The organism is Limimaricola sp. G21655-S1, from assembly GCF_027213785.1.
Classification (GTDB): domain Bacteria; phylum Pseudomonadota; class Alphaproteobacteria; order Rhodobacterales; family Rhodobacteraceae; genus Limimaricola.
Genome location: NZ_JAPWGO010000014.1, coordinates 39,283 through 53,956, shown reverse-complemented (window position 1 = coordinate 53,956; position 14,674 = coordinate 39,283). Strand labels below are relative to the sequence as shown.

The window sequence follows — 14,674 nt, the reverse complement described above, 5'->3', positions numbered from 1 at the left end:
CTCTGTTCGGCGTGCGGGGCGGGCGCGGGGTCAGGCCCCGCGCGGCGAAGGTGATCTGCTCAGGCATCGAGGTTCTTTCCGATCATCCGCATCAGGAAGATCGCGACGATGTTGGCGAGGATGATCGCGACCACACCGCCGGCCGAGCCGCCGCCCACGTCGAAGTTCAGGAGCGAACGGGCGTAGACGAGGTAGGTCAGGTTGGTCGAGGCGTTGCCCGGACCGCCATTGGTGGTCACCAGGATCTCGGCGAAGACCGACAGCAGGAAGATCGTCTGGATCAGGATCACCACGGTGATGGCGCGCGACAGGTGCGGCAGGGTGATGTACCAGAACCGCGACAGCGGCGAGGCCCCGTCCATCTCGGCCGCTTCCATCTGCTCGCTATCGAGCGACTGGATCGCGGTGAGCAGGATCAGCGTCGCGAAGGGCAGCCACTGCCACGACACGATGCCGATGATCGAGGCCAAGGGCGCGTGGGTCAGGAAGTCGAAGGGTTGCAACCCGACCGCTTTTGAGAACTCCGCGAAAAGCCCCGAGACCGGGTTCATGAACATGTTCTTCCAGACCAGCGCCGAGACGGTCGGCATCACGAAGAACGGCGCGATGACGAGGATGCGCACGATCCCCTGCCCCCACATCGGCTGATCCAGCAGGATCGCGAGCAGCACGCCGCCCACCACCGTGACGATCAGCACGCCCCCGACCAGCAGCAGCGTGTTCAGCATCGCGGTCCAGAAGGCCGGGTTCTGGTAGAACAGCTTGTAATTGAGAAAGCCCACGAAGCGTTCGGTGCCGGGCATCAGCAGGTTGTAGCGCAACAGCGAGAAATACACCGTCAGCACCAGCGGCACGATCATCCAGGCGAGCAGCAGGACGACCGCTGGCGAGATCATGATCCGGGCGGCGGATCGGGAATGTTGGGTAGCCATCGGTCTCTCCGGTTGTCAGAACGGGCATCGCGTGGTCCGGCCAGCCGCGCGAAGGGCGATTGGCGGAGGCGGCAGGCGAAGGCCCGCAGCGATGGGGTCGATCCAAAGGGGCGGGGCCGGCCGGGAGGGTCCGGCCCCGCCTGTCAGGCGCGGCTTACTGGATGTAGCCCGCCGCCTGCATCTCCTGCATGGTCAGGTCCTGCGCGGCCTGGAGCGCCTCCTCGGCCGATTTCTGTCCGGCGAGCGCCGCGGCGAACTGCTGGCCGACCGCGGTGCCGATCCCCTGGAACTCAGGGATCGCGACGAACTGGATGCCGGTATAGGGCACGGGATCGACAGTCGGATTCTGCGGATCGGCCGCATTGATGCTCTCAAGCGTCATTTCTGCGAAGGACGCCGCCTCGAGATAGGCGGGGTTCTCGTAGAGCGAGGTGCGGGTGCCCGGCGGCACGTTGGCCCAGCCCTCGTTCTCTGCGACCAGCTCGGCGTATTCCTTAGAGGTCGCCCAGGCCACGAAGGTCTTGGCGGCATCCTCGGCATCGGTGCCGGCCGGGATTCCGAGGCTCCAGGCCCAGAGCCAGTTGCCGCGCTTGCCCAGCCCGTTGTCGGGCGCCAGGGCAAAGCCGACCTTGTCGGCCACGGTCGAGTCGTCGGGGTTGGTCACGAAGGAGGCGGCGACGGTGGCGTCGATCCACATGCCGCACTTGCCCTGCTGGAACAGCGCGAGGTTCTCGTTGAAGCCGTTATTGGCCGAGCCCGGCGCGCCGTACTCGTTCTGCAGCATCAGGTAATCGCTGAAAGCGGTCTGCCAGGCCTCGCTGTCGAATTGCGGCATCCAGTTCTCGTCGAACCAGCGCGCGCCGTAGCTGTTGGCCATGGAGGTGATGAAGGCGGTGTTCTCGCCCCAGCCGGCCTTGCCGCGCATGCAGATGCCGTAGACCTCGTTCTCCTTGTCGGTCATCGCCGCGGCGGCTTCCTTGATGAAGTCCCAGGTCGGCGCCTCGGGAAACTCGATCCCCGCCGCTTCGGCCAGGTCGGTACGATACATCACCATCGAGCTCTCGCCGTAGAACGGCACCGCGTAGAGCGTGTCATCGACCGAAAGGCCGGCACGGATCGAGGGCAGCAAGTCGTCGACGTCATACTCCTCGGGCAGATCATCGAGCGGCACGAGCCAGCCCTGCGCGGCCCAGATCGGAACCTCGTAGGTGCCGATGGTCATCACGTCGTACTGGCCACCCTTGGTGGCGATGTCGGTGGTGACGCGCTGGCGCAGCACGTTCTCCTCGAGGGTCACCCAGTCGAGCTCGATGTCGGGGTTCTGCTCGGTGAAGGCCGAGGACAGCTCCTGCATGCGGATCATGTCGCCGTTGTTGACGGTGGCGATGGTGAGCGTCTCGGCCTGCGCGACGGCGGCCATGCCGCAAAGCGCGGTGGCCCCCATGAGGGCGCGGGTGGTCTTGGTCATGTCTCTCCTCCCATTCACTGCCAGGGCATTTGCCTAGCCGATGGGCAATTACTCACTCATTTGCCGAGTCGAGTCAAGGGCGGCGCATGACGGCATTGCGCTGGACGCATGGTTAACGCGGGGTTAATGGCCGGAACGTGATCCGGCCCGGCTTCGCAAGCCACGAGGTCGCCGTTAGGCTTTCCCGGCTGCAGCGAGGGGCATGACGGATGAACGAGAGCGGAACGACGAGCCGGGCGGAGGCACGCGGGCTGCGCCAGTCGCGCGAAATCGAGGGCCATCTCGCCTGGCTCGACAGCTTCACCGGCACCGCGCTCGGCGTGCTCGCCGTGGCGAGCGGCATCTACACCTATCTCGGCGTGTCGTCGCTGCTCGACGATACCGGGGCGCTCTCGGTCTTCGCGGCGATGGCCTATTCGATCGCCGTCTCGGTCGGCATCTTCGTCTTCTGGTCCTACATGCTGCGGCTCTTGCCCGCCGTCCGCTCCGCCTCCTCGCGGATCGGCCTTCTCGCCTCGATGGGGCTGGGCTCGCTGGCGATCGTCGCCATGTCGTCATGGCTCAACGCCGCGGCACTGGCCGGCGCCGCCGCGGTGGAACAGCACCTTGCGACGACGGTGCAGGACTACCAGGGTGCGCTCGAGCGGGCGAACACGATCGCGGTCTCGGCCCAGGGGCTTGGACGTGACGTGTCCCGGGTGCGCACGAGCTTCGAGGATCTGGGCGAACAGGAGGCGTCCGGCGGGCTGTCGGGCCTGGTCGGGCGCGGCGCGGTGTTCCGGCTGCTGCGCCAGAAATCGGACGAGCTTTCGGCGCTCGAGGCGCAGATCGCCAGCCAGCAGCCGCTTCTCGACGCGGCCTTTGCCGAGGGCAACGCGATCCTGAGCCGGATGCGCGCGCTCACCGTCGCGCCCGGCCCGGTCGAGGCACGTTCGGTCGAGTTCTCGGAAGAGGCGGTGCGGCTTGCCGGCGTGATCACCACGCTGCGCCAGCTCTCGGTCGCGCCGCTGGTGGTGCGCGCGGCGAGCGATCTCTCCGCCTCGGTGGTGCTGCCGCAGCTCGATGGCGGCAACGACGCGGCCCGCTCGGGCCAGCAGGCGACCATCGAGTCGGTGCTCACCGTGCTGGGCCAGCGCGCCGAGACGCTGCGACAGGCCGCCGAGGCGGTGATCGCGATGCCGCCGCCCGCCGACACCACCTACACCCCGATATCGGCCGCCGACGCCGTGATCCTCTATGCCCGCAACTTCGTGCCCTCCTGGGCCGGCGCGATCGCCATCGACCTGCTGCCGGCGGTGCTGGTGCTCATCGTCTCGGTGGCGCAGGCGGCGATCCGAACCGGGCGCGACGGCGTCGCGGTCGAGGACCAGATGACGCTGGCCGAGCTGCGCGGCGCGCTGATCGCGCTGCGAGAGATCGAGGCCGCCACCCCGGCCGAGGCGCCCCAGGAGCCAAACGCGCCTGCCGCGCCGACCCCGGTCGACATCGCCCGGCCCGCCGAATGAGCACGCCGCGCCGTTGGCTCGTGGCCGTGCTGATGGCCGAGATCGCCATCGGCGCGCTGCTGTTCGGCGGCGATCTCGCGCGGGCCCTGCCGCGGATCGCCTGGCCCTCCAGCGCGCCGCAAATCACCGAACCGGTGCGCCCCGGCGACCAGACCCGCCGCTTCCGCCCCGACCGCCTGCCTGCGCGCGAGCGCCCCGACGGCACGCCGATGCCGGATACCGGCAACATGCCCGACCGGCTCGCGATCGACCTGCGCGACGAGGCGCTGTTCCTTCGGGGGCGCATCGCGCCCGGCGATGCCGCCCGTTTCACCGCCGCGCTCGATCTCGCCGAGACGACGCCGGGCACCGCCTGGCTCGACAGCCCCGGCGGCTCGGTCATCGATGCGCTGGAAATCGGGCGGCTGCTGCGCGAGGCCGCGATCGATACGAGGATGAGCGCCGAGGCGATCTGTCTCTCGGCCTGCCCCTACATGCTGGCGGGCGGGATCGAGCGCCACGTGGCCGAGGGCGCCTGGGTCGGCGTGCATCAGCACTATTTCGACCAGAACACCGCCCTGCCCGCGATCTTCGCGGTCGAGGACATCCAGCGCGGACAGGGCGAGGTGATGGGCTACCTGATCGAGATGGGTGTCGATCCGGCACTGATGCGCCACGCGCTCGCCACGCCCCCCGACGAGATCTACATGCTGCTGCCCGAGGAACTGGAGCGGTACCGGCTGAGCCACGCCGCGCCCGATCCCGCCGGTTGAATGCCGCCCCCGGCCCCTCCCTCTTGACGCCGCGCCTGCGCCTGTCACAAGGCGGGCCATGAGCACCGGCGCCCTTACCATCGATCTCGACGCGCTCGCCGCCAACTGGCGCGCGCTTGACGCCATGACCGCCTGCGAGACGGGGGCGGTCGTCAAGGCCGACGGCTACGGCCTCGGGGCCGGGCGCGTGGCCCGCAGGCTCGCCCATGAAGGCGCGCGGCGCTTCTTCGTGGCGGTGGCCGAAGAGGGTGCGGCGCTGCGCAAGGCGCTGGGCCCGGCGCCCGAGATCTACGTCTTCTCGGGGCACATGGAGGGGGATACGCGCCGCCTTGCCGGGGCCGCGCTGATCCCGATGCTCAATTCGATCGATCAGCTCGCGCGCCATCTCGAGGCGCTGCCGGGCCATGCCTTCGGCATCCAGCTCGACACCGGGATGAACCGGCTCGGCTTCGAATGGTCCGACTGGTCCGAGGCGGCCGGGATCGCGCTCGATCACGCGCCGGTCTGGCTGATGAGCCATCTCGCCTGCGCCGACGAGCCCGACCACGAGATGAACCCCTACCAGCTCGACATCTTCCGGCAGATGACCGACGGGCTCGGCGTGCCGCGCTCCCTCTCGGCCACCGGCGGCATCCTGCTTGGCCGCGATTATCATTTCGACATGACCCGCCCCGGCATCGGCCTGTACGGCGGGCTGCCCTTCGATGCGGCCCAGCCGGTGGTCCGGCTCGACCTGCCGGTGGTGCAATGCCGCGATCTCGTCGTGGGCGAAGTGGTGGGCTACGGCAATTCCTGGCAGGCCGATCGCCCCAGCCGCATCGCCACGATCTCCGGCGGCTATGCCGACGGGCTGATCCGGGCGATGTCGGGGCGCGCCACCTTCTGGCACGGCGACACGCCCTGCCCGCTCGTCGGGCGTGTCTCGATGGACCTGATCACCGTGGATGTCACCGATCTGGGCGAGGACCCCGAATATCTGACCCTGATCGGCCCGCATCAGGGCGTCGATTCGCTGGCCGAGGCCGCAGGCACGATCGGCTACGAAATCCTCACCTCGCTCGGCTCGCGCTACGCTAGGCTCGAAATTCCGGGGTGATGAGGAGCGTACGACCCGCATCGATTACGGTTTAGCGACAATACCGTCACAATTTTTGGTGATGCGACGCTTTGAGGAACCGGCAAAGAGCCGCCGAGGTTAGAGTGGAAACTGACACATCCGTGCCGGAGACCGCTCGTGACCAAGTCCAGCCCCGCCGCCCTCGCCACCCGCGCCTTGCAGATGATCGCGATGACCGTGCTGGCGCTTGCAGCCGCCGCAGCCCTTGCCGCCACCATCGCCGCCACGCTGGGATACCTGCCATGGCTACAGCTGAGCGCCAGCTTCGGCGAGACCGCCCTGCCCTGGGCCGGCATGGCGCTGCAGATCTTCCTGACCGGCCTGCTGGTCACGCTGGTCTTCTTCCTGCCCTCTTCGGGACGTGTCCTGTCCCTCGAAAAGAGCCACCGCGATTTCCGCATCTCGATGGATGACGTGGCGCGGGCCTACCATGTGGCCCATACCGCCGACCGCGCCGGTGTCTTCACCATGTCCTCCGAATTCGACGCGGTGCGCGAGCGCCTCGCCTTCCTGCGCGACCACCCCGATCTGGGCCATCTCGAGCATGACGTGATGGAGGTCGCCGCGCAGATGGGCGAACAGGCGCGCAATCTGGCGGATATCTATTCCGACGAGAAGGTGGCCCGCGCCCGCAAGTTCCTCACCCAGCGCCAGGAGGATGCCGAGCGCCAGCAGGAACGCATCGTCGAGGCGCTGCACATCTGCCGCGAGCTGAAGCGCTGGTCCGATCAGGTCGAGCTCGAGGAAAGCGTGGTGGCGAGCCAGCTGGCACAGCTCGACGATCAGCTCCGCACCATCCTTCCCGAGCTGGGCTACGACGCGACCAAGCGAGATGCCGAGGACGATCGGCCCTCGGACGACCTGCCCAAGGTCGTGAACATGAAGCCCGCCGCCGAATAACCCATGGCGCCGGTAGCGGCGCACGCCGTCAACGTAAGGTGAACACCAATGGCCCGGCGCATCGCGCCGGGCCATTGCTCGTATGACCGGGATCGGCGAAAAGAGCGGCATGGCCAAGGATCTCAATTTCGTCTGCACCGAATGTGGCGCGACCCATTCGAAATGGTCGGGGCGCTGCGACGCCTGCGGCGCATGGAACACCATTCAGGAAGAGGCGCCGCTGACCTCGGGTCCCGGCGCCAAGGCGCTGGGGGCGCAGCGCGGCCGCAAGATCACGCTCACCGATCTCGCCTCCACGCCAGAGGCGCCGCCGCGCACCATCTCCGGCGTGGCCGAGCTTGACCGGGTGCTTGGCGGCGGCCTCGTCGCGGCTTCGGCGCTGCTGGTCGGCGGCGATCCGGGCATCGGCAAATCGACCCTGCTGTTGCAGGCGGCAGCGCGCTTCGCCCGGGGCGGGCTCAAGGTGATCTACGTCACCGGTGAGGAATCGGCGGCGCAGGTGCAGATGCGCGCCCAGCGCCTCGGCCTGACCGAGAGCCCGGTGACGCTCGCCGCCGAGACCAACCTGCGCGATATCCTGACCACGCTGGATGCCGAGCGACCCGACCTCGTGATCATCGACTCGATCCAGACCATGTGGTCGGACAAGGTCGAGGCCGCGCCGGGATCGGTCAGCCAGGTGCGCACCGCCGCGCATGAGCTGACGACATTCGCCAAGACCCGCGGCATCGCGGTGATCATGGTCGGCCACGTCACCAAGGAGGGCACGCTCGCCGGCCCCCGCGTGGTCGAGCACATGGTCGATTGCGTGCTTTATTTCGAGGGCGAGCGTGGCCACCAGTTCCGCATCCTGCGCGCCCACAAGAACCGCTTCGGCCCGGCCGACGAGATCGGCGTGTTCGAGATGACCGGCAAGGGGCTGGCCGAGGTCAAGAATCCCTCGGCGCTGTTCCTCTCCGAGCGCGACACCGCGACGCCGGGCTCGGTGGTCTTCGCGGGCATCGAGGGCACGCGGCCGATCCTGTGCGAGATCCAGGCGCTGGTCGCCCCCGCCCAACCCGGCCAGACCCGGCGCTCGGTGGTCGGCTGGGATGGCGGGCGGCTGGCGATGATCCTCGCGGTACTCGAGAGCCGCTGCGGCGTCTCCTTCGCCGGGCTCGACGTCTATCTCAACGTCGCGGGCGGGCTGCGCATCGGCGAGCCCGCCGCCGATCTCGCCGTGGCGGCCGCGCTGATCAGCGCCCGCGAGGACAGTGCGCTGCCGGTGGATTGCGCGATCTTCGGCGAGATTTCTCTCTCCGGCGCGGTGCGACCGGTGGCGCAGATGGAAAACAGGTTGAAAGAAGCCGCGAAACTTGGTTTCACGCAGGCCATCCTGCCGCAGCGCCCGAAGCGTCGCGCCGGGGCGGAAATGGCAGCCGGGCTCGACCTGCGCGAGATGCGCGACCTGCCGGGCTTCGTCGACACGGTGTTCGGACTGGCGCCCGGCGAACGGGAATAAGGGTTCTCATGGAAAGTTTCACGATCATCGACGGCATCGTCGCGCTCATCGTCGTGGTGTCGGCGCTTCTTGCCTATTCACGCGGATTGGTGCGCGAGGCACTGGCCATCGCGGGCTGGATCGGCGCAACGATCCTCGCCTTCATCTTCGCCGATCAGGTTCGGCCGCTGGTGCGGCAGATCCCGGTGGTGGGCGACTTCATCGGCGACAGCTGCGAGCTGTCCATCATCGCCGCCTTCGCGGTGGTCTTCGCCATCGCCCTCGTGCTGTTCTCGATCTTCACGCCGGTCTTCTCCGGCGCGGTACAGCGCTCGGCGCTGGGCGGCATCGACCAGGGCCTGGGCTTCCTGTTCGGCGTGGCACGCGGCATCCTGCTCGTGGCGGTGGGCTTCTTCGTCTACGAGGTGATCCTCTCGGCGCAGCAGATCCCGATGGTCGAGAACAGCCGCGCGGCGGCGGTGTTCAGCCAGATCACCGAGGGCTTCTCGACCGAGGAACCGCAGGCGGCGCTGGCCTGGGTGACGCTGCAATACGAGCAGCTCGTCGGCCTCTGCGCCGCCCCGGCCTGAGCCTCATAACAGAACGGCGCGGATGGCATAGGCCACCGCGCCGACCGCCGCGACCCCTGCGGCCCAGAGCGCCACGAACCAGACCACCCGCCTCAGCATCAGTGATATCCCTTCTCGGGGTCGAGCTTGCCGCGGAACACCCAGTAGGCGTAGCCGGTATAGGCGAGGATGATCGGCACCAGCACGATCGCGCCCACGAACATGAAAAGCTGGCTCTTGGCCGGCGCGGCCGCCTCCCAGATCGTGATCTCCTGCGGGATGGCCAGCGGCCAGATCGAGATCCCGAGTCCCAGGAAACACAGGGCGAAGAGCACCAGCCCGAGGATGAAGGGCAGCCGGTCGCGCGTCGGGTGGAACAGCGAACGCAGCAGCAGCAGCGCGATGCCGCCGATCAGGATCGGTACCGGCGCGGTCAGCGCGATCTGCGGCCAGCCGAACCAGCGCGCGGCATAGCCCGCCCCGAGGAACGGCGTGGCGAGGCTCACCGCGACGATGCCGATGATCGTCGCCACGAAGAAGGCCCGGGCCATGACCCGAACCCGGTGCTGGATCTCGCCTTCGAGCTTCATGTTGAGCCAGCAGGCGCCGAGGAAGGCGTAGCCCGCGACCACCGACACGCCGCACAGGATCGAGAACGGCGTGAGCCAGTCCCACCAGCCGCCCGCATAGGCGCGCCCCTCGACCTCGATCCCCTGCAAGAAGGCGCCGAGGATGATCCCCTGCGCCAGCGCCGCCGTGACCGAGCCGCCGATGAAGGCCGCGTCCCAGGCCCGCTTGGACAGGCGCGAACTGGCGCGCCAACGGTATTCGAATGCCACGCCGCGAAAGATCAGCGCCAGCAGCATCGCGATGATCGCCGGATACACGGCGGGCATGATGACCGCATAGGCCAGCGGAAAGGCGGCGAAGAGACCGCCGCCCCCCAGCACCAGCCATGTCTCGTTGCCGTCCCAGACCGGCGCGACCGAGTTCATCATGATGTCCCGGTCCGACTTCTCCCGGAAGAACGGGTAGAGGATGCCGATCCCCAGGTCGAAACCGTCCAGCACGACATAGACGAAGACCGAAAAGGCCAGCAGCAGGGCCCATGCGACGGTGAGATCGATGGAATAGAACATCAGCTGGTCTCCGGTGCGATGTCATGGCCGCTTTCGCGCATCTGCCGATCGGGGTTGATGCCCGAGGTGCGGATCGGCCCGGGCTCCACCCGCACGCCGCGCTCGCCCAGCGCCGGGGCGTGATGCATGAGCTTGAGGATATAGGCCACGCCCGCGCCGAAGATCACGAAGTAGATCACCACGAAGGCGATGAGCGAGGTGCCGACCGCGCTGGCGCCCAGCGGCGAATGCGCCTCGGACGTCCTAAGCACGCCATAGACCACGTAGGGCTGGCGACCGACCTCGGTGGTGATCCATCCGGCGATGACCGCGACGAGCCCCGAGGGCCCCATCACCAGCGCCGCGCGATGCAGCCACTTGGCCTCGTAGAGCCGCCCGCGGTACCGCGCCCAGAGCGAGAACAGCCCCACCGCCAGCATCGCGAAACCCAGACCCACCATGACCCGAAAGCTCCAGAACACGATGGCGACGGGGGGCTGTTCATCGCGCGGGATCGTGTCGAGACCGGCCAGCGGCGCGTTCAGGTCGTGCTCGAGAATCAGCGAGGACAGCTTCGGGATGCCGATGGCGTATTTCAGCTCCTGCGCCTCCTGATCGGGAATGCCGAACAGGTAGAGCGGGGCGCCATGTTCGTGGCTTTCGAAATGCCCCTCCATCGCCATCACCTTGGCCGGCTGGTGCTCCAGCGTGTTGATGCCGTGCATGTCGCCGAGGAAGATCTGCAGCGGCGCGACGATGGCCGCCATCCACATCGCCATGGAGAACATGGTGCGCACGCCGGGGTTCTCGCGCTGCCCGCGCAGCAGATGCCATGCCCCGACGCCGCCGACGATGAAGGCGGTGGTCAGATAGGCCGCCGTGAGCGTGTGCGCGAGCCGGTAGGGGAAGGACGGGTTGAAGATGATCGCCCACCAGTCCTCGGGCAGGTACTGCCCGTTCTCGCCGATCGAGAAACCCTGCGGCGTCTGCATCCACGAGTTCACCGAGAGGATCCATGTCGCCGAGATCGCGGTGCCGACCGCCACCATCAGGCAGGCGAACATGTGCAGCCCCGGCCCGACCTTGTCGCGTCCGAAGATCATGATCCCGAGGAAGCCCGCCTCCAGAAAGAAGGCGGTCAGCACCTCGTAGGCCATCAGCGGCCCGATCACCGGTCCCGCGATGTCGGAAAACACCGACCAGTTGGTGCCGAACTGGTAGGACATGGTGATGCCCGAGACGACCCCCATGGCGAAGGTGATCGCGAAGATCTTCAGCCAGTACTTGAACAGCCGGAGATAGGCCTCGTTCCTGGTCCACAGATACAGCGCGTTGAGCACCGCGAGAAAGCTCGCCAGCCCGATCGAGACCGCCGGGAAGATGAAGTGGAAGGCCACGGTGAAGCCGAACTGCATCCGCGCCAGCGTGACCGCGTCGAAGCCGAGAAAGGTGTCCATGGGCGAAATCCTTCTGCCTTCCCCTGACTTAGGGACAGGGTGCGCCGAGGCAACGCGACATCCTGCCTCCAAGGGGCGAAGTCGACATCGTGCCTCGCCGGGTGCGCGCGCGGCGGGCCATGATCGCTGGCGGGCGCGACAACGTGACCTCGAAGCGCAGCCTTCGCCTTGCGTAACGGCGCGCGACAGGGCATTGGGCGACCCGACGGAAAGGATGATATGATCCTTTCGTGACACTCGGACGCGAAGGCCGTAAACGGTCCTCGCAACGCACCGTATTCGGAGCCAGCCAGATGCGCGATTTTCCCGCCCACCCCTTCGACGACGACAAGCTCAAGGAGGAATGCGGCGTATTCGGCGTCATCGGCGTCTCGGACGCCGCGAACTTTCTCGCGCTGGGCCTGCACGCGCTGCAGCATCGCGGACAGGAAGCCGCAGGCATGGTCACCCACGACCCCGAAGCGGGGTTCTGCTCGGCCCGCCGGATGGGCTATGTGCGCGACAACTTCACCTCCCGCGAGGTGCTTGAAACCCTGCCCGGCACGCTCGGGATCGGCCATGTCCGCTACTCGACCTCGGGCCACAAGGGGCAGACCGCGATCCGCGACGTGCAGCCCTTCTTCGGCGAATTCTCGATGGGCGGCGCCGCCGTCGCGCATAACGGCAACCTGACCAACGCCGCCGCGCTGCGTCGCGAGCTGATCGAACGCGGCTCGATCTTCCAGTCTTCTTCTGACACCGAATGCATCATCCACCTGATGGCGCGCTCGATGGGCCGGTCGATCCCCGACCGCATGGAAGAGGCGCTGCGCAAATGCGAGGGCGCCTTCTCGATCGTGGCGATGACCCGCACCAAGCTTCTGGGCTGCCGCGATCCGCTGGGCGTGCGGCCGCTGGTGCTGGGCCGGCTGGGCGATGGCTGGGTGCTGTCCTCGGAGACCTGCGCGCTCGACATCGTCGGAGCCGAATTCGTGCGCGAGATCGAGCCGGGCGAAATGGTGGTGATCACGCCCAAGGGCGTCGAAAGCAACTTCCCCTTCAAGAACCGCGCCTCGCGCTTCTGCATCTTCGAGCACGTCTATTTCTCGCGGCCCGACAGCATCCTCGGCGGCCGCTCGGTCTACGAGACCCGGCGCCAGATCGGCGTCGAACTGGCGCGCGAGGCCCCGGTCGAGGCGGATCTCGTCTGCCCGGTGCCGGATTCGGGAACGCCCGCGGCGATCGGCTACAGCCATGAAAGCGGGATCCCCTACGGCATGGGGATCATCCGCAACCAGTATATGGGCCGGACCTTCATCGAGCCCTCCGAGCAGATCCGCAACATGGGCGTGCGCCTCAAGCTCAACGTCAACCGCGCCCTGATCCGTGGCAAGCGCGTGATCCTCGTCGACGACTCCGTGGTGCGCGGCACCACCTCGCGCAAGATCAAAGAGATGATCCTCGACGCGGGCGCCGCCGAGGTGCATTTCCGCATCGCGTCCCCGCCGACCGCCTGGCCCTGCTTCTACGGCGTCGACACGCCCGAGCGCGAGAAGCTGCTGGCCTCGCATATGAGCGAGGAGGAGATGCGCCGCCATCTCGATGTCGACAGCCTCAAGTTCATCTCGCTCGACGGGCTTTACCGTGCCGTGGGCGTGGCCGAGGGGCGTGACGCCAAGGCGCCGCGCTATTGCGACGCCTGCTTCTCGGGTGACTACCCGGTGGTGCCCGCCGACATGGTCGACAAGGGCTTCCAGCTCAAGACCGCGGCCGAATAGGCCCGGGGGCCCGGGGCGGGGCGGGGGGGGGGCCGCCCCCGCCGCCACGCGGCGGGCGGGCGGGGAGGGGGCAGGGGGGCCGCGGGCCGCGCGGCGCGGGGCGCCCCGGAGCCCCCCCCCCACGGCCCTCGCGTCAAGCCTGATGCAGGCCGGTATCGTCGACGGCGGCCTCGAGCTCGGCGATCTCGATCCGACCCATCTCCAGCAGGCGCTGCGCGACCCGTCCGGCGGCGTCGCGATCCGCTTGGGCCAGCAGGCGCGGCAGCGCCTCGGGCAGAACCTGCCAGGGCAGGCCGAAACGGTCGCGCAGCCAGCCGCAGCGCCCACCCTCGCCGCCTTCCGCGATCAGCGCGTTCCAAAGCCGATCCGTCTCGGCCTGATCCCGGGTCAGGACGGAGATCGGCACCGCCTCGGTAAGCCGCAGATGCGGCCCGCCGTTGATGGCAAGATAGCCGATGCCGCCCAATCGGAACTCGACGATGTTGACGGTGCCGCTCGCGGGATCGCGCAGCACCTTTTCGATCCGGCTGTTCGGTAGCAGCGAGACGTAGAACCGCGCGGCCTGCTCGCCCTGTGTATAGAACCAAAGGCAGATCCGCTGTTGCGCTGGTGCCATCAACGCGCCTCCCCACCCGATCAGGCTAGGGCTGGCGCGGGCCCCGTGCAACTGTCGCAAGGTCACGACGAGTTTGCGATAGCGGAGATCCGCCCAGCCACCGGGACCGTGAGGCGACGCGGCAGGTCGCGTCGATGCGATGCGCACCGCCCTTGCCGCACGGCGCGATATGCTTCACATGCAGGGCGAATGACCCAGCCGCACTCCCCTTCCCTTGCGCCCCATCGCCCCCGATCGTGTTCTCGTCTCGTGGACCGGGCGCTGCGGCTCGATGCCGCCCGTGCCGAACCGGCGCGCCGCCCCAACGCGATCCAAGGAGACCTTCCGGCATGACCGAGACTGCAAAGCCCATCCTGATCACCGGCGCCAGCCGTGGCCTCGGCGCCGCGATCGCCGAGGCGCTGGCGCCCGGCCGCCACATCCTCGCCGTGGGCCGGACCACCGGCGCGCTCGAGGAACTCGATGACCGGATCCGCGCCGCGGGCGGTCAGGCGACGCTGGCGCCGATGGACATCACCGTGCCGGAGGCGATGCAGCAGCTCTGCCGCTCGATCCATGACCGCTGGGGCGGCATCGACATGTGGATCCACACAGCGATCCACGCGGGCCCGCTGGCCCCCGCGCCGCATCTCGCGGACAAGGATCTCGACCGCTCGATTGCGGTGAACCTGCGCGCCACGGCGCGACTGATCGCCTATGTCGCACCGCTTCTGGGCCAGACCGGCCGCGCCGTCTTCTTCGACGACCCGCAGGGCGGCGAGAAGTTCTTCGGCCATTACGGGTCGACCAAGGCGGCGCAGATGGCGCTCGTGCGGTCCTGGCAGGCCGAGACCGTGAAGACCGGCCCCGAAATCCGCATCCTCGCGCCGCGTCCGATGCCCACCGCCACCCGCGCGCGCTTCTACCCGGGCGAGGACCGGAGCGATCTGACCGATATTCGGGCCGAGGCGGCGCGGCTGCTTCCCGAGCTTCTCGAAGACTGAGAGGCTGAGGGCCGCACGCC

General features: G+C 68.2%; 14 protein-coding genes. 8 read left to right on the top strand and 6 right to left on the bottom strand.

The features are described from left to right. Positions 1 to 59: 59 nt before the first annotated feature. On the bottom strand, positions 60 to 932 hold the full coding sequence (locus O4G76_RS14075) for a carbohydrate ABC transporter permease (protein WP_269397910.1): 873 nt from the start codon (positions 930 to 932) through the stop codon (positions 60 to 62). 154 nt (positions 933 to 1,086) lie between these two features. Further along, the gene (locus tag O4G76_RS14070; RefSeq protein ID WP_269397909.1) at positions 1,087 to 2,400 is read right to left on the bottom strand and encodes a sugar ABC transporter substrate-binding protein; all 1,314 of its coding nucleotides are present in this window, start codon (positions 2,398 to 2,400) and stop codon (positions 1,087 to 1,089) included. Positions 2,401 to 2,609: 209 nt separating this feature from the next. Between O4G76_RS14070 and O4G76_RS14065 the strand changes: the two genes are divergently transcribed. From O4G76_RS14065 to O4G76_RS14040, 6 genes are all read left to right on the top strand, one after another. After that, positions 2,610 to 3,905, top strand: a complete 1,296-nt coding sequence (locus tag O4G76_RS14065) for a hypothetical protein (RefSeq protein WP_269397908.1) — start codon at positions 2,610 to 2,612, stop codon at positions 3,903 to 3,905. Continuing rightward, entirely contained in the window at positions 3,902 to 4,657 is a 756-nt protein-coding gene (locus tag O4G76_RS14060) for a hypothetical protein (protein WP_269397907.1), read from the top strand. Before O4G76_RS14065 ends, O4G76_RS14060 begins: the two co-directional genes overlap by 4 nt. A 58-nt stretch (positions 4,658 to 4,715) precedes the next feature. Beyond that, positions 4,716 to 5,753, top strand: coding sequence for an alanine racemase (alr, locus tag O4G76_RS14055; protein ID WP_269397906.1), 1,038 nt, complete (start codon positions 4,716 to 4,718; stop codon positions 5,751 to 5,753). Between the two features lie 138 nt (positions 5,754 to 5,891). Continuing rightward, positions 5,892 to 6,674 (top strand): DNA repair protein, encoded by a 783-nt coding sequence (locus tag O4G76_RS14050; RefSeq protein WP_373568039.1) that lies wholly within the window; start codon positions 5,892 to 5,894, stop codon positions 6,672 to 6,674. Between the two features lie 109 nt (positions 6,675 to 6,783). Beyond that, positions 6,784 to 8,175: a DNA repair protein RadA gene (gene radA / locus O4G76_RS14045; RefSeq protein WP_269397905.1), complete on the top strand. Its 1,392-nt coding sequence runs from the start codon at positions 6,784 to 6,786 to the stop codon at positions 8,173 to 8,175. A gap of 8 nt (positions 8,176 to 8,183) precedes the next feature. After that, positions 8,184 to 8,744 (top strand): CvpA family protein, encoded by a 561-nt coding sequence (locus tag O4G76_RS14040; protein WP_085894817.1) that lies wholly within the window; start codon positions 8,184 to 8,186, stop codon positions 8,742 to 8,744. 3 nt (positions 8,745 to 8,747) lie between these two features. On the opposite strand, the gene O4G76_RS14035 is transcribed toward O4G76_RS14040, so the two are convergent. Genes O4G76_RS14035 through O4G76_RS14025 form a run of 3 tightly spaced genes read right to left on the bottom strand, consistent with a single transcriptional unit; the run spans position 8,748 to position 11,298 of the window. After that, positions 8,748 to 8,843 (bottom strand): DUF2474 family protein, encoded by a 96-nt coding sequence (locus O4G76_RS14035; protein ID WP_085894816.1) that lies wholly within the window; start codon positions 8,841 to 8,843, stop codon positions 8,748 to 8,750. Continuing rightward, entirely contained in the window at positions 8,843 to 9,862 is a 1,020-nt protein-coding gene (gene cydB / locus O4G76_RS14030) for a cytochrome d ubiquinol oxidase subunit II (protein ID WP_269397904.1), read from the bottom strand. Before cydB ends, O4G76_RS14035 begins: the two co-directional genes overlap by 1 nt. Further along, the gene (locus O4G76_RS14025) at positions 9,862 to 11,298 is read right to left on the bottom strand and encodes a cytochrome ubiquinol oxidase subunit I (protein ID WP_269397903.1); all 1,437 of its coding nucleotides are present in this window, start codon (positions 11,296 to 11,298) and stop codon (positions 9,862 to 9,864) included. Before O4G76_RS14025 ends, cydB begins: the two co-directional genes overlap by 1 nt. Positions 11,299 to 11,591: 293 nt before the next feature. Between O4G76_RS14025 and purF the strand changes: the two genes are divergently transcribed. Further along, complete coding sequence (gene purF / locus O4G76_RS14020; RefSeq protein ID WP_269397902.1) at positions 11,592 to 13,055, top strand: amidophosphoribosyltransferase; 1,464 nt, start codon at positions 11,592 to 11,594, stop codon at positions 13,053 to 13,055. Between the two features lie 133 nt (positions 13,056 to 13,188). Here purF and O4G76_RS14015 read toward each other — a convergent pair whose 3' ends face one another. Then, positions 13,189 to 13,671: a VOC family protein gene (locus tag O4G76_RS14015; RefSeq protein WP_269397901.1), complete on the bottom strand. Its 483-nt coding sequence runs from the start codon at positions 13,669 to 13,671 to the stop codon at positions 13,189 to 13,191. Positions 13,672 to 14,000: 329 nt separating this feature from the next. Here O4G76_RS14015 and O4G76_RS14010 point away from each other — a divergent pair, with 329 nt between their 5' ends. Further along, on the top strand, positions 14,001 to 14,654 hold the full coding sequence (locus O4G76_RS14010) for an SDR family oxidoreductase (RefSeq protein WP_269397900.1): 654 nt from the start codon (positions 14,001 to 14,003) through the stop codon (positions 14,652 to 14,654). The last annotated feature ends 20 nt before the right edge of the window (positions 14,655 to 14,674 follow it).

Coding starts and splice junctions, on each gene's coding strand:
- O4G76_RS14075 (WP_269397910.1), bottom strand. CDS start 932: ATGGCTACCCAACATTCCCGATCCGCCGCCCGGATCATGATCTCGCCA.
- O4G76_RS14070 (WP_269397909.1), bottom strand. CDS start 2,400: ATGACCAAGACCACCCGCGCCCTCATGGGGGCCACCGCGCTTTGCGGC.
- O4G76_RS14065 (WP_269397908.1), top strand. CDS start 2,610: ATGAACGAGAGCGGAACGACGAGCCGGGCGGAGGCACGCGGGCTGCGC.
- O4G76_RS14060 (WP_269397907.1), top strand. CDS start 3,902: ATGAGCACGCCGCGCCGTTGGCTCGTGGCCGTGCTGATGGCCGAGATC.
- alr (WP_269397906.1), top strand. CDS start 4,716: ATGAGCACCGGCGCCCTTACCATCGATCTCGACGCGCTCGCCGCCAAC.
- radA (WP_269397905.1), top strand. CDS start 6,784: ATGGCCAAGGATCTCAATTTCGTCTGCACCGAATGTGGCGCGACCCAT.
- O4G76_RS14040 (WP_085894817.1), top strand. CDS start 8,184: ATGGAAAGTTTCACGATCATCGACGGCATCGTCGCGCTCATCGTCGTG.
- O4G76_RS14035 (WP_085894816.1), bottom strand. CDS start 8,843: ATGCTGAGGCGGGTGGTCTGGTTCGTGGCGCTCTGGGCCGCAGGGGTC.
- cydB (WP_269397904.1), bottom strand. CDS start 9,862: ATGTTCTATTCCATCGATCTCACCGTCGCATGGGCCCTGCTGCTGGCC.
- O4G76_RS14025 (WP_269397903.1), bottom strand. CDS start 11,298: ATGGACACCTTTCTCGGCTTCGACGCGGTCACGCTGGCGCGGATGCAG.
- purF (WP_269397902.1), top strand. CDS start 11,592: ATGCGCGATTTTCCCGCCCACCCCTTCGACGACGACAAGCTCAAGGAG.
- O4G76_RS14015 (WP_269397901.1), bottom strand. CDS start 13,671: ATGGCACCAGCGCAACAGCGGATCTGCCTTTGGTTCTATACACAGGGC.
- O4G76_RS14010 (WP_269397900.1), top strand. CDS start 14,001: ATGACCGAGACTGCAAAGCCCATCCTGATCACCGGCGCCAGCCGTGGC.